We start from the raw sequence: 14,784 nt of genomic DNA, 5'->3' as shown, positions 1-14,784 counted from the left end.
TCACTCCCCTAAAATATATCGATAACTTAACGTAATTGCTTAAGCTTATTTGATAAGTACTTGATATAAAATACTTATCTAAAATTCAACGTACTATATATGATTACTAATTGTGTTTTATACAAATGCGAAAATTGCAGATACTCCAATGTATCCTAAAACTAAGAATACGATTAAAGAGATCCAAGTGAATACACGTTGTGATTGTTTAGATTGTAAGAATCCCCATGTTACAAAGAATGACCATAAACCATTTGAGAAATGGAAAATAACACATAAAACACAAACGATATATACGATAACCCAAATTGGATTTTCAAGTGTTTTGTGCATCAATTCAAAATCAACTGCTTTACCAAAGAAGTATTTTTGAATTGTAGTTTGCCATAAATGCATGAAGATAAATATAAATGTCACAATACCTGAGAATCTTTGTAATGCGAACATCCAGTTTCTAAATAATGAGTAATGGCCGATATTTTCTTTAGCTGTGAATGCAATGTGGATACCATATAGACCATGGTATAAAATCGGAATGTAAATTAATAAAAATTCAACTGCGAGTAAAAACGGAATTGATTCCATAAAGCCAGCCGCCTTATTAAAAGCCTCTGCCCCTTGTGTTGCTTGATGGTTCACAATTAAATGAACGATTAAGAATGCACCAATTGGAATAATACCTAGTAACGAGTGTACACGTCTAAGGTAGAATTCATTTTTAGACTTTGCCAAAAGGAGTCCCCCCTGTAAAACTATTAATTTAAATCGCTTATTTCTAAGAAAGTCAATTTAATCAAGTCCATATATCACATAACGATTTACTATTTTATTTAGTACTTGTCTTATTTAAGGATCCTGACATTTCTTCATCAAGAGTCGTTCCAATCAAAACTATGTAAACAAGTAGGACTTAAAAAAGTAAATTGAGTTCGTTATTTTTTAATGATAAATGCAATTATTACATTAATCATTTCTAAAAACACTTTGATGATAATGTTTCTCAATTAGAAAACGCTTCCATACTTTCTTAAAAAAATAAACTTTTTGTTAACTGTATTGTAACATTTTTTATATGTTTTTGGGCTATGAGAATAATTCTCATAGCCCTTTTTTTAATTAATTATCTAACAAAGCTTGTTGTAAGTTATGTGCAACCTTCTCAGGTAAACCTGCTTGTTGTAAGTCGGCAACACTTGCTTCCTTCATTTTCTTAATCGATCCAAACGTTCTTAATAAACGCGTCTTACGTTTACTTCCGATGCCGTCAACAGTGTCCAATACAGATTGTAAACCTGTTTTTTGGCGTGTTTGACGATGGAACGTAATTGCAAAACGGTGAACTTCATCTTGAATTCGATGTAATAAATAAAATGCTTGACTATTCTTTTTCAATGGTACAACGTCTGCTTGTGGTCCATAAAGTAATTCTGACGTTTGGTGTTTATCATTTTTTCTTAATCCAGCAACGGGAATGTCTAACCCTAGTTCATTCTCAAGGACATCTAATACACCTGACATATGCCCCTTCCCACCATCGACGATAATTAAATCAGGCAAAGGCAATCCTTCATTCAAAACACGCGTATAACGACGACGAACGACTTCTCGCATTGACTTGTAATCATCTGGTCCATCGACCGTTTTAATTTTATACTTACGATATCCTTTTTTATCTGCTTTACCGTCAACAAAAGTAACCATGGCTGATACGGGATCTACACCTTGAATATTTGAGTTATCAAATGCTTCAATACGGATTGGTATTTGAATGCCCATTCGTTCTCCGAGCTCTTCAATTGCTTTTATTGTACGAGATTCATCTTTTGCAATTAGCTCGAATTTATTTTCAAGTGCAACTTCGGCATTATGATTAGCCAAATCTACCATTTCTTTTTTAGCACCACGCGCCGGTTGAACAATTTTAGTATCAACTACGGATTGAATCATAGTCTTATCTAAATGTTTAGGAACATGCACTTCTTTGGGCAGAATATGTTGATTTAAGCTATAGAATTGACCTATAAATGTATAGAATTCCTCTTCTTCAGTTTGTTGTTGTAAAGGAATCATTGTCGCATCTCTTTGTATCAAATTCCCTTGTCGAATGAAGAATACTTGAATACACATCCATCCTTTAGAAACACTATAACCAAACACATCTCTAATCGTGTTATCTGACGACATAATTTTTTGTTTTTTAGTTAAATTATGAATATGTTGTATTAAATCGCGATACTCTTTCGCACGTTCAAAGTCTAATTTTTCACTCGCATCCATCATACGATCCTCTAAATTTTTGAGAATGGTTTTATCTTCTCCATTTAAAAAGTCACTTATTTCACGAGTCATTTGTGCATAGGCTTGTTGATCTACATCATAAACACATGGTCCCATACATTGTCCGATATGGTAATAAAGACATAATTTATCTGGCATTTTGTCACATTTTCTAAATGGATAAATGCGGTCTAATAATTTTTTCGTCTCTTGTGCTGAATAAGCATTAGGATATGGTCCAAAATATTTTCCAGTTCCTTTTTTTACGGTACGTGTAACAATTAACTTAGGGTGTTTCTCTTTAGTGATTTTTATAAAAGGATAGCTCTTGTCATCTTTTAATAAAATATTATAGCGAGGTTGATACTGTTTAATTAAGTTTAGTTCTAAAAGTAGGGATTCTGTTTCACTTGAAGTGACTATAAATTCAAAATTTCGGATTTCTCCTACTAATCTTGTTGTTTTCGCATCATGTGCACCGGTAAAATAGGAACGCAATCTATTTCTTAAACGTTTCGCTTTACCAACATAAATCACTTGGTCATTCCGATCTTTCATTAAGTAACAACCCGGTTCAAAAGGAACTACACTTAATTTATCTTTTATTTTAGTTTTGTAGTCTGACAATGTATCCCCTCCTTCCTAAGAGATTGACTACATATAAAAAAGACGGAGCGATTACATTTATGTAATGCCCCAGTCTCATTTATGTTTAGATTGTTCTTATAGGTGTTTATCTAATACTTCAGCTAAGTTTTCTTTAGGTTGGAAACCTACTACTTTATCAACTGGTTCACCATCTTTAAATACGATTAAAGTTGGGATACTCATTACTTCAAATTTAGCTGCTGTTGATGGGTTTTCATCAACATCTAATTTTAAAATATCAGCTTTACCATCGTAGTCTCCAGCTAATTCTTCTAATACAGGTGCGATCATTTTACAAGGTCCACACCAAGTTGCCCAGAAATCTACTAATTTAACGCCTGATTGAATATTTTCATCAAAGTTTGAATCCGTTACTTTTACGATTGCCATAAATGCCAATCCTCCTTAAATTTTGAATGATGAGCAAATTATAACAGACTTTAGTGGCACGTGCATCGACGTTGCTCATTTACTAATGATCTGTCAATAATTATCAAATCTCATTCATCTTATTTTATTTTCACTGGCTTAATTGTACGTTATTTTCTAAAAAAATCAACAACACTGCTTAGACGTCAATGTAACTTATTTAAGTTCAGCAACTGTTACGCCAAAGCCGCCCTCACTTGGCATACCACCACGATACGATTTCACACTTTTATGTTTCTTCAAGTGGTTTTGAACGGCTTTTTGAAGTGCCCCAGTGCCTTTACCATGAATAATATAAACTTGTTCATAATTGCTGAGAACGGCTTGATCAATATATTGATCTAATTCGCCTACTGCTTCTTCATAACGATAACCACGTAAATCTAATTCTGTTTTAATCGTTTGACGATTTTGTCTAGTGACCATTTTAGATGGTTTTTCTTTTTTCTTTTTAGTCTTTTCAAGATCTTCAATAGGTAATTTCATTTTAATGATACCCATTTGAACCACTGCTTCTTCTTCACTTACGAGTTCTAAGACTTCACCTTTTTGACCATACGATAACACTTTAACCTCGTCACCTGCATGGATTTCATCATATTTTTGTTTTTGAACATTTTGTTTTAACGATTTTGCTTCATATTGATCATCTAATTGTTTCTTCTTATCGATAAGCTCATGTTCTTTAACGTCGGCACCTTTTTGATCACGTAATGTTCTTAATTCTTTTAAGATTGAATCCGCTTCTTTAGTCGCAGATTTGACACGTTGATTTGCTTTTTCTTTCGCTTCATCCATCAATTTCTTCTCGTAATTTTTATATTGTTCATATTGGTGTTCTAAATCATCATGCGTTGTTCTCGCTTCTTTTAACAGTCTATCTAATTCAATTCGTTGTTCATCGACACGTTTTGAATTCTTTTCAAGAGATTCAATCATTGAATTAATTTCTTGTTCGTCCGTCCCAATCATCGTCTTAGCTTTATTAATAATACCTAAGCTAAGTCCTAATTTACGAGAAATATCAAATGCATTTGAACGACCAGGTACACCCATCAATAATTTATAAGTTGGACTTAACGTATTAACATCGAATTCTACGCTAGCGTTCATCACACCTTCACGATTATAACTATATGCTTTCAATTCTGGATAATGTGTCGTAGCCATGACTAATGAGCCAATATCGCGAACGTGGTCTAAGATACTCATCGCTAACGCCGCACCTTCACTTGGGTCAGTACCTGCACCTAACTCATCAAATAATACTAAACTATTTTTATCAGTCTCTCGCAAAATTTCAACAATATTTTTCATGTGTGAAGAGAACGTTGATAATGATTGCTCAATGGATTGTTCATCACCGATATCACAATAAACATTTTCAAAGACACTTAATTGGCTACCATCTAAAGTAGGAATGAGCAACCCTGATTGCGCCATTACGATAATTAAACCAAGTGTCTTTAATGTAACTGTTTTACCACCTGTGTTAGGCCCTGTAATAATTACTGTTTCAATATCATCAATAAATTCAATCGTATTGGCTACAACCGTATCTTTATTTAATAGCGGATGGTAAGCATTCGGTAGGTAAACCGTTCTTTCTTTAAAAAATGTAGGTTTCGTTCCCTTTATTGAACGTGCATAACGCGCTTTAGCAGTTAAAAAATCAATTTGACCCATAACAGATTCAGCAATTAGGCAACCATCTGCTTCAGCAGCAACCATACCTGTTAATTCTGTCAGGATACGCTCACGTTCAACTGCTTCGTCATTTCGTAAACGGCTAATTTGATTATTCATTTCAACAATAGATGACGGTTCAATATAAAGGGTTTGACCAGAGGCAGATTGATCATGCACAATCCCTTTAAAATCTTGTCGGTATTCCGCTTTGACTGGAATAACATTACGATCATTTCTTACAGTAATAATCGCATCAGATAATTTCTTCTGATTAGCCTGACTCTTAACGATACGATCTAAATTTTGACGAATGCGTTGATTCGTACTTGAAATCTTGCTACGTATCCCTTGTAATGCATAACTCGCGCTATCATACAAATCATGTGTATCGCATTTTTCATTTATCTCTTGAAATAGATCTGACAAAATTGGTAATTGGTTCATTTTGTCATTCAAAATTGGATACTTAACAACGTTCTCATCTTCTTCTAACAATTGATTATAAAATGTTTTAAACTGGTTCTGAACTTGTATCAAACGTTTAACCAAATTAAGTTCTGTTACATTAAGTACACCGCCAATCGTTGCTCGATGAATTAATGGTGAAATTTTGGCTAAACCACTTAAACTTGGTAAACGATGTTTATTATAAATTTGTGATATTTCATCTGTCTCATTCATTTGAAATTCTACTGTTTCAAAGTCTGTGGCTGGAGACATCTTAGACACTTTTTCACGTCCTAAGTCACTGATTGTCTCAGAAGCAACAAATGACTTAATTTTATCAAATTCTAAGACGTCTAATGTTTTTTGTCTCATACAATCCCTCTATTTCTTCAACTTTTTATTATTCTCAACAAAATCTTTAAATGCTTGACGAGACATCGTGTTTATTACTCGTTCTTTGTTTACAAATCCTTTTTGAGCAGTTGCTACACCATATTTCATAAAGTCTAAATGGTCTACATGATGTGCGTCTGTATTGATTGTTAATGTGACGTTAGGATATTTCCTTACTGTTTCAGCATTTAAATCCAAGCGTTTAGGATTTGCGTTAATTTCCATTATCGTATTTGTTTTTTCTGCTAAATGCATTAATTTTTCGATATTCGGTTTGTAACCGTCTCGTCGACCAATAATACGTCCTGTTGGATGTGCAATGTGTCGAACATATGGATTTCGACATGCATTTTCCAAACGTTTCATAATTTCTTCTTCTGATTGGTTAAAACTTTGATGAATGGCTGCAATGACGTAATCAAGTTGTGCTAACACTTCATCATCATAATCTAACGAACCATCAGGCAAAATATCCATTTCTGTGCCTGAATATATATCTATTTCTGAATACGCTTGATTGAGTTTTTTGATTTCTTCATTTTGTCGTAATAAACGTTCTACTTGTAAGCCATTAGCGACTTTTAAGCTTTGTGAATGGTCAGTAATCACCATAAATTGATAGCCTTTTTTGATATTTGCCTCAATCATGTCTCGGATAGAATACGCACCATCACTATAAGTGGTATGCATATGAATATCTCCATTGATATCATCTAAAGTAATCATTTGACTTAAATCTTTATCAAATTCGCTGCCATCTTCTCTTAGCGCAGGTGCTATCCATTCACTACCGAAATGTTGATAAATCGCTTCTTCGCTCTCTAGCTGTAGTAATGACCCATCTTGCTGTTCAATGCCATATTCACTTACTTTTTCATTTCGCGCTTTGGCCATCTGTCTAATGCGAATATTATGCTCTTTAGAACCTGTAAAATGTTGCAATGTGTGGTAAAACGCAACTGGTTCGATAAGTCGGAAATCTACACCAATCGTTTCATCATCGTACGTCAACTCTAATGATACTTTGGTCTGTCCAACAGCAACATCCTTAACTTTATTAGGTATATTTAAAAGTTGTTGTTGTACTTTGTCTGGATGCTCCGTACTGATAATATAATCTAAATCCTTACTCATTTCTTTATATCGACGGAAACTACCCGCTTCGGAATATTTCTCGATATCATCTATAGTTTCCAAATAATCGATAATAATACGATTTAAACCACGCATTGTATCTATTGGGTAACGGTCTTTTTTAGCACCTAAAGCTTTAACTGCTTCAAGTATATTTTGTTCGGTTTTTTTAGCGAAACCACTCAGTTCGCTCACTTTCCCACTTTCACAAGCTGATTGTAGACTTTCTTTATCAGTAATATTCAGTTCTTTGTATAACTTAGCTATTTTTTTGCTACCTAATCCCTGAATCTTCATTAATGGTATTAAACCTTCTGGAACAAGTTGTTGCAATTCTTTCAAATAACTTGATTCACCAGTATTACGATATTCATTGATCACATCGCCTACACCTTTACCAATTCCTTTTAACTCAGTGACATCTTCTATTTCATCAAGTGGACGCTCATCAATTTCTAAACTTTGCGCCGCTTTTCTATATGCTGAAACTTTAAACGTATTGTCTCCATTTAATTCCATATAGATAGCAATTTTTTCTAATAATTGAATTACATCTTTTTTTGTCATTCCAATCACTCCATAAAAAGAAGACCAGGACATTTAACAAAGTAGCCTTGTCCTGACCTTATATCAGTTTTGTATTATAAATTTAAAATGTAAGACGAGAAAAATGGTGTATGAAATAAGATAAGTTTCCCTATGTACGCATGTTGTAAACTATGTTGTATCCACTCAATCGGATACAATGCTAACACATAAATGAATAACTGAAGAATAACGACAGCCATGACTACACTAATTAAACTACCAAAGCGTCTACTCATTTGATTTATCATTCGATACGTCACTATATTATCAAAAGTAATTATAATAAGATATAAAATCAACTTACATATTGAGGCAATGAGTAAAAATGCCATCACTTTATCAAAACGTTGCTGCAAATCATTAAAATGAAATGCATACGCCATATCATACGCAATCGTCTTTGGAAACGGTAAAAAGACAATTAGTTGTTGACTTATACGTTGGTAAAATTGATGTGCTATGATAAATGACACGATCGTCGAAAATAAATGTAAACTATTTAACCATATTCCTCTTCTATACCCCATGATAAGACTATATACAATAATGATAATGATCGTTAAATCAATAATCATCTATTCTTCTCTTTGCTTTAATTGTTGTATTTCTTGTAATAATTTACGATTTTCTTCTTCTAGTTTAACCTTTTCATGCATAATGTTTACTGCAGTTAGAATTGATTTTCTAGTGGTGTCCAATCCGGTTGATTTACGTCCCATTTCTCTTAATTTTTCATCTACTAAATGTGCTACATAACGAATATGCTCCGGGCTGTCCTCACCAATGATGGTATAATTCTGATCGTTAATCGTGACATTGATTCGATTTTTAAATTCTCCCATAGCAATAACTCCTGACATTATTTATTCTTAAAGCTATCAATGGTTACACGTAGATAACCACATCGTCTCGTACTTCAATTGAATGCAATTCTTACATAATTTATAAAGTAGAATATCACAACTAATTATACATTAGGATATGTTGTTTGGTAAGTAGCGATTACGGAATCGTTATAAATAATACATCTAACACACGTTATCTATTCTGAAGTGTAATCATAATATGTTATGCTTATCTATGTTTTATTATATTTTGAAAAGTGAGGTCAACTAGCGTATGGCAAACGTCGTTCATAAATTATCAGAATCTGAAATCCAAGACTTATTACAACACATTACATTTGAAACATCACAATTACCTCCAGGCATGAAGGCACGGACGAAATATAATCAAGCTGTAATTAACATATATAATTCAGGTAAAGTCATGTTTCAAGGTAAAAATGCGGAAGCTGTCGCACAACAGTTGCTTCCAGGACATTCTACTTCTTCTACCAAACCAACAACGTCTCAACAATCATCTGCCCAAACATTGGCCTATAATCATTTTAATTGTATTGGTAGTGACGAAGCAGGTAGTGGCGATTACTTTGGACCTTTAACTGTATGTGCCGCTTATGTTTCAAAAGAGCATATTCAAATTTTAAAAACGCTAGGTGTGGATGATTCCAAAAAATTAAGTGATCAAAAAATAATTGAACTGGCCGAACAATTAATCACATTTATTCCGCATTCTTTATTAACATTAGATAATCCCAAATATAACGATAAACAAGTGATAGGTTGGTCACAAGTTAAAATGAAAGCTGTACTTCACAACGAAGCTATTAAAAATGTAACGCAAAAAATAGACTGCAATGACTTAGACTACATCGTGATTGATCAATTTGCTGTGCGTGGTGTTTACCAACGTTACGCTTTAAGCGCACTCCCCTATCCTGATAAAACAAAATTCGAAACTAAGGGGGAATCTAAATCATTAGCAATTGCAGCTGCGAGTATTATTTCTCGATATGCTTTCGTTAAACATATGGATCATATATCACATAAAATGAAACAAGTGATTCCTAAAGGAGCCAGCAATAAAGTAGATTTGATAGCCGCGCAAATCATCGATAAACATGGGATTGAAACATTAGATGCGATTTCTAAGAAACATTTTAAAAATCGTGATAAAGCGCAACATTTAGTGACTAAAAAGTATCAATAAACATTAAAAAGGCTGGGACAAACTAAGAAGATAAAGCTACTTTGAAAATGCACAGTAGCAGACTGATTTGAAAATGCGCTTAAATCAATTTTTCAAACCTAGTCATCATTCTAGCGAGGCCCCAGCAAAGAGAATTTCACTAAAAAATCATACACGCAAAGCAAGATGGGAGCGGGACAATGAATTGATTTAAATTTCTGTCCCGCTCCCTTTCCTACGATTATCTAATTGTAGCGCCCTGTGCTTGTAATGCTTCTAAAATCTTATCGTGAACTTTAGATACGCGTTCATCAGTTAATGTATCTTCAGTATCTAAATAATTCAAACGAATTGCTATTGATTTTTTACCTTCTTCTAAATGTTCACCTTCATAAACATCAAATACTAATGTACTTTGTAAGATATCCTCACCATTATCATGAATGGTTTGTTTCAATTCTGAAGATGGCACTTCATGATTGACTTCTAACGCAATATCACGTGTTACGCCAGGGAATCTAGGAATTGGCGCGTAATTAATGTATCCTACTGCTACGTCCATCATTGCATCATAATTTAATTCGAACACATACGTACGTTTTAAATCATTATCAGCAGCAACTTGTGGATGCAATTCACCAATAAAGCCAATTTCTTTGCCTTCTAACGACACAATTGCTGTGCGCCCTGGGTGTAAACCTTTAATTTCTCCTGCTTTATAGCTCAATTCTAAGTTTAATTTTTCAGCTACTCGGTCTACAACACCTTTGGCGATAAAGAAATCAATTTCTTCTTTTTTACCTTGCCAAGCATTAACAACATATTCTCCTGTTAAAATACCACTTAGATATTCAACTTCATCTGGAAGCTCTCCTTCACCATTGCCAAAGAAAACACGACCAATTTCATATAATCTCACATCTTTATTTTTACGTGCGACATTATATGCAGTTGCCTCAATTAAATGTGGTAATAAACTTTGACGTAACGTTGCGTGTGCTTCACTCATCGGCATTAATAAACTGATAGTTGGACGTTCTTGTAATGCAAAGTCTTTCGCATGTTCTTTAGACACTAATGAATATGTGATTGCTTGGTTTAATCCAGCACCTTCAAGCGTTTCTTTAACTGTACGAGTTTTATGTTGACGATCTGTTAATTCTCCACTTGTAACTTCTCCGAAAATCGGTAATGATGAAGGGATTTCATCGTAACCGTAAATACGTGCAACTTCTTCAATTAAGTCTTCTTTAATTGAAATATCTTTACGACGTGACGGTACATTAACCGTTAATGTATCATCATTTTGTTGCGTATCAAATCCTAATTGTTCAAAGATTGCTTTAATTTCATCGCTTGATAAATCAAAACCAATCGTTTGATTCACTTTATCAGCTGTAATATCAATTGGTGTCACAAATGAACCTAAGTCACCTGCTGATACTCTATCTTGTAGTACTTCACCAGAAGCATATTCTTGTAATAAGTAACATGCTCTGTCGACCGCTTCATCGACAAATTCTGTTGCAATACCTTTCTCGAAGCGACTAGAAGCTTCACTACGTAAATTTAAACGGCGTGAAGTATGACGAATTGAAACTGGATCGAATATTGCGCCTTCAATCACTACATTGGTCGTTTGGTCTGTTACCTCTGAGAAGTCTCCACCCATTACACCAGCTAATGCGATAGGTTCTTGCCCATTCGAAATAACGATATCAGTGTCCACTAATGTGCGTTCAGTATTATCTAATGTTGTCATTACTTCTTTATCTTTAGCTTGGCGTACGACAATGTCTTGAGAACCGATATGGTCTTGGTCAAACATGTGTAATGGTTGGCCATATTCTAATAATACATAGTTTGAAATATCAACAACGTTATTAATTGGACGAATACCTGCTTTAATTAAACGTGCTTGCATCCATATTGGAGATGGTGCGATGGTTACATTTTTAACAACACGCGCACTATAATACGGCACCTTTTCAGGGTTATCAATTGTAACTGATAATTCATCTAATGCAGAAGTTGCAATTTCATTACTTTCAGTTGACGGTTTCGTCATTTCAGTTTGATATAACGCTGCCACTTCGTAAGCTGTACCAACCATACTTAATGCATCAGCACGGTTTGGTGTTAAATCAAATTCCATTACTTGGTCATTTAAATATAATGCAGTTAAAGCATCTGTACCTGGTTCAACTTCATTAGGAAAAACAAAAATCCCATTCTCATATGCTTTAGGTACTACATTGCTTGAAATACCAATCTCTTGTAATGAACAAATCATACCTTCGGAACGTTCACCACGTAATTTAGCGCGCTTAATTTTAATGCCTCCTGGTAAGCGACCACCCACTTTCGCTACAATAACATGTTGACCGGCATCTATATTCGGTGCACCACATACGATTTGAACCGCTTCTTCTTCACCAATGTCTACTTGGCAAATATTTAATTTATCTGCATCGGGATGTTTTTCTTTTGATTGAACATAACCAACCACTAAATTTTTAATATCTTTTGTATAATCAATAATGTCATCCACTTCAATCCCTGTACGGGTAATACGCTCAGCTAAATCTTCAACCGATACATTTGCGTTAACGTAATCTTTTAACCATTCATTTGAAATCAACATTATGCTTCACCTCTATCTTCAACAGCTTTAAATTGCTCAAGGAATCGAACATCATTTGTATAGAAATGACGAATATCTTCAATGCCGTATTTCAACATAGCGATTCGATCAGGCCCCATACCAAATGCGAAACCAGAATATTCATTTGAATCGAAACCGGCCATTTCAAGTACATTTGGATGTACCATACCCGCACCTAAAATTTCAATCCATCCTGTATGTTTACATACGTTACAGCCTTTACCTTTACATTTGAAACATGATACATCCACTTCAACAGAAGGTTCAGTGAATGGGAAGTAGCTAGGACGTAATCGAATTTCACGGTCTGCACCAAATAATTTTTTCGCTACTAATTCTAATGTTCCTTTCAAGTCACTCATTTTGATATTTTTATCAACTACCAATCCTTCAATTTGAGTAAATTGATGACTGTGTGTCGCATCATCTGAATCACGACGGTAAACTTTACCAGGACAAATAATTTTAACTGGTCCTTGTCCATTACGTTTTTCCATTGTACGTGCTTGTACAGGAGATGTATGTGTGCGCATCAGGATTTCATCAGTGATGTAGAAACTATCTTGCATATCACGTGCTGGATGCGATTTAGGTAAATTTAATGCTTCAAAGTTATAATAATCTTGTTCTACTTCATAACCATCAACAATTTCATAACCTAATCCTAAGAATAAATCTTCAATTTCTTCTACTGTTCGTGTTAAAGGATGTTTAGAGCCAATACTGATTTGACGACTTGGCAAGGTCACATCAATGGTCTCTTCTGCTAATTGTTGATTTAGTTTTTCATTTTTTAGAAGTGTTTGTTTTTCGTCTAATTCAGTTTGAATGGTTTGACGTAATTCATTCACTTTTTGCCCATATGCTGGCTTTTCTTCATTTGGTAAATCTTTCATGTTTTTCATCAAGCCACTTACTGAGCCTTTTTTACCTAAATATTTAACTTTTACATCTTGTAATTCGCGTTCATTTTGAGCTTCATTAATATCAACAAGTGCTTGTTGTTTTAAATCAGCCATAGAATCGTTTTGAGTCATTGACTTACACCTCTCATTTTATGTTCACTTTGTGTTTTACTATTTTATTCATAAAAAAAGACTTCCATCCCAATAACTGGGACGAAAGTCTTTCCGTGGTACCACCCAAATTTATGCTTACGCATACACTTGCAAACGTTGTTAACGAAGACATACTCCGACTTAAATTTCTTTAAGTAACCAAAAAGATGAAAGAAACTAATTCGTGTTGGAGTGAATTCCAGTCACGTTCACTCTCCCTGTACAACACGTTCTATTAGTTAAAGTCTTTTTATCGGTTATATTTTTAATTTTTATGCATTGATTTACCAATTTACATTATTCGTTGTGTATCTCTAAGTATAGCCGATTTTAATTCTCAGGGTCAACCTTTCAAATGATAAAGTAATATACTACCTGCGATGGCTACATTCAAACTTTCCGCTTTACCATAAATCGGGATTGTTAAATTTTGTGTAGTTTCATTTAACAATGCTTTGTTAACGCCTTCGCCTTCATTACCTAGTAATAAAGCAAACATTTCTTGAGAAGCTACTTCTTTATAAGGTTGTGCATTTTCAAGTGCCGTACCATACACAGGCCCGTTAAAGTCAGTTATAAACGTCTTCAAATCTGTAGTAATTACTGGGATATGGAAGACACTGCCTTGACTTGCGCGTAAAACTTTATCTTGATAAGGGTCAGCCGTGCCCTTTTCCATAACAATTAAATCAATGCCTGCTGCATCAGATGTTCGAATCAAAGTCCCTAGATTCCCTGGATCTTGAATTCTATCAATTAACAATACTTGTTTGGCTTGGTTAATGTCATATTCTGGCTTTTCAATTACAGCGAAAAACCCTTGCGGTGTAATCGTACCGGATAGTGATTCAGCCACTTTCATATTAATTTCATACGTTTCTTCCGCGTAATCTATAAGTGACTCATCTGTTCTACTTGGTTCAATCACAAATAATTGTTTAATCACGATGCCGCTATGGTATGCTTCGTCAATAAGATGAATGCCTTCAATAAGTGCTTGTCCTGTTTTATCTCGATCTCGTTTTTTCTTTAATTTATTCGCATTTTTTATTTTATTATTTTGAGCTGACGTAATTTGTTCCATAATTATCTCCATTATTGTAACTAGATTGTTTTGTTTACACATTTATATTAACATAATCGAATTGATTATAATGAAGCCTTTTATATAATGCGTAAATTCATTACATTTTAAAGCACATTGTATTTAACGCTTTAATTATCGATAAAAAAAGGAAGCAATGAACAAAATAAAAATTGTTCGGCTCTACGTCAAATCGGACTGATGAGTCCAAATATTGAGATTAAGCAACCTTAGGTTGTTTAATCTCTTTTTTTGTTGTTGACGCAAATAGTCGCGAAGTTATAATAATTCGATTACGTAAATTATCATAATTTCTATAACCAAAAGATACCCTTTTAATG

At 34.0% G+C, this 14,784-nt stretch carries 11 protein-coding genes; 1 reads left to right on the top strand and 10 read right to left on the bottom strand.

Going from position 1 to position 14,784, the window contains the following annotated elements:
• Nucleotides 1–117 precede the first annotated feature (117 nt).
• The 7 genes from AC1RRU_RS00055 to zapA all read right to left on the bottom strand — a co-directional run bounded on the left by AC1RRU_RS00055 (nucleotide 118) and on the right by zapA (nucleotide 8,447).
• The gene (locus tag AC1RRU_RS00055; RefSeq protein ID WP_016930706.1) at nucleotides 118–732 is read right to left on the bottom strand and encodes a succinate dehydrogenase cytochrome b558 subunit; all 615 of its coding nucleotides are present in this window, start codon (nucleotides 730–732) and stop codon (nucleotides 118–120) included.
• A 384-nt stretch (nucleotides 733–1,116) separates the two neighbouring features.
• Complete coding sequence (gene uvrC / locus AC1RRU_RS00050; RefSeq protein WP_070855479.1) at nucleotides 1,117–2,904, bottom strand: excinuclease ABC subunit UvrC; 1,788 nt, start codon at nucleotides 2,902–2,904, stop codon at nucleotides 1,117–1,119.
• 96 nt (nucleotides 2,905–3,000) lie between these two features.
• Nucleotides 3,001–3,315 carry a thioredoxin gene (trxA, locus tag AC1RRU_RS00045; RefSeq protein WP_011276093.1) on the bottom strand — a complete coding sequence of 105 codons (315 nt, stop codon included), beginning with the start codon at nucleotides 3,313–3,315 and terminating at the stop codon, nucleotides 3,001–3,003.
• Nucleotides 3,316–3,510: 195 nt separating this feature from the next.
• A complete protein-coding gene (locus AC1RRU_RS00040) occupies nucleotides 3,511–5,862 on the bottom strand; it encodes an endonuclease MutS2 (protein ID WP_016930708.1) in 2,352 nt (783 codons plus the stop codon).
• A 9-nt stretch (nucleotides 5,863–5,871) separates the two neighbouring features.
• Entirely contained in the window at nucleotides 5,872–7,584 is a 1,713-nt protein-coding gene (gene polX, locus AC1RRU_RS00035) for a DNA polymerase/3'-5' exonuclease PolX (RefSeq protein ID WP_016930709.1), read from the bottom strand.
• A gap of 74 nt (nucleotides 7,585–7,658) precedes the next feature.
• Nucleotides 7,659–8,180, bottom strand: coding sequence for a CvpA family protein (locus tag AC1RRU_RS00030; RefSeq protein ID WP_016930710.1), 522 nt, complete (start codon nucleotides 8,178–8,180; stop codon nucleotides 7,659–7,661).
• Nucleotides 8,181–8,447, bottom strand: coding sequence for a cell division protein ZapA (gene zapA / locus AC1RRU_RS00025; protein ID WP_016930711.1), 267 nt, complete (start codon nucleotides 8,445–8,447; stop codon nucleotides 8,181–8,183).
• A 277-nt stretch (nucleotides 8,448–8,724) separates the two neighbouring features.
• Here zapA and rnhC point away from each other — a divergent pair, with 277 nt between their 5' ends.
• A complete protein-coding gene (gene rnhC / locus AC1RRU_RS00020; RefSeq protein WP_016930712.1) occupies nucleotides 8,725–9,657 on the top strand; it encodes a ribonuclease HIII in 933 nt (310 codons plus the stop codon).
• A 220-nt stretch (nucleotides 9,658–9,877) separates the two neighbouring features.
• On the opposite strand, the gene pheT is transcribed toward rnhC, so the two are convergent.
• The 3 genes from pheT to AC1RRU_RS00005 form a co-directional block, all read right to left on the bottom strand.
• On the bottom strand, nucleotides 9,878–12,280 hold the full coding sequence (pheT, locus tag AC1RRU_RS00015) for a phenylalanine--tRNA ligase subunit beta (protein WP_016930713.1): 2,403 nt from the start codon (nucleotides 12,278–12,280) through the stop codon (nucleotides 9,878–9,880).
• Nucleotides 12,280–13,338, bottom strand: a complete 1,059-nt coding sequence (pheS, locus tag AC1RRU_RS00010; protein ID WP_016930714.1) for a phenylalanine--tRNA ligase subunit alpha — start codon at nucleotides 13,336–13,338, stop codon at nucleotides 12,280–12,282. Before pheS ends, pheT begins: the two co-directional genes overlap by 1 nt.
• A gap of 364 nt (nucleotides 13,339–13,702) precedes the next feature.
• Complete coding sequence (locus AC1RRU_RS00005; protein ID WP_016930715.1) at nucleotides 13,703–14,443, bottom strand: TrmH family RNA methyltransferase; 741 nt, start codon at nucleotides 14,441–14,443, stop codon at nucleotides 13,703–13,705.
• Nucleotides 14,444–14,784: the final 341 nt, after the last annotated feature.

The sequence above is a fragment of the Staphylococcus sp. GW821-FHT11H10 genome (assembly GCF_058807855.1).
The sequence above is the reverse complement of the archived record's forward strand: the minus strand, read 5'-3'. Positions and strand labels throughout refer to the sequence as shown.

What these genes read in the sequence shown, in the direction of transcription:
- trxA (WP_011276093.1), bottom strand. Translation starts at nt 3,315, where the DNA reads ATGGCAATCGTAAAAGTAACGGATTCAAACTTTGATGAAAATATTCAA.
- AC1RRU_RS00040 (WP_016930708.1), bottom strand. Translation starts at nt 5,862, where the DNA reads ATGAGACAAAAAACATTAGACGTCTTAGAATTTGATAAAATTAAGTCA.
- polX (WP_016930709.1), bottom strand. Translation starts at nt 7,584, where the DNA reads ATGACAAAAAAAGATGTAATTCAATTATTAGAAAAAATTGCTATCTAT.
- AC1RRU_RS00030 (WP_016930710.1), bottom strand. Translation starts at nt 8,180, where the DNA reads ATGATTATTGATTTAACGATCATTATCATTATTGTATATAGTCTTATC.
- zapA (WP_016930711.1), bottom strand. Translation starts at nt 8,447, where the DNA reads ATGGGAGAATTTAAAAATCGAATCAATGTCACGATTAACGATCAGAAT.
- rnhC (WP_016930712.1), top strand. Translation starts at nt 8,725, where the DNA reads ATGGCAAACGTCGTTCATAAATTATCAGAATCTGAAATCCAAGACTTA.
- pheT (WP_016930713.1), bottom strand. Translation starts at nt 12,280, where the DNA reads ATGTTGATTTCAAATGAATGGTTAAAAGATTACGTTAACGCAAATGTA.
- pheS (WP_016930714.1), bottom strand. Translation starts at nt 13,338, where the DNA reads ATGACTCAAAACGATTCTATGGCTGATTTAAAACAACAAGCACTTGTT.
- AC1RRU_RS00005 (WP_016930715.1), bottom strand. Translation starts at nt 14,443, where the DNA reads ATGGAACAAATTACGTCAGCTCAAAATAATAAAATAAAAAATGCGAAT.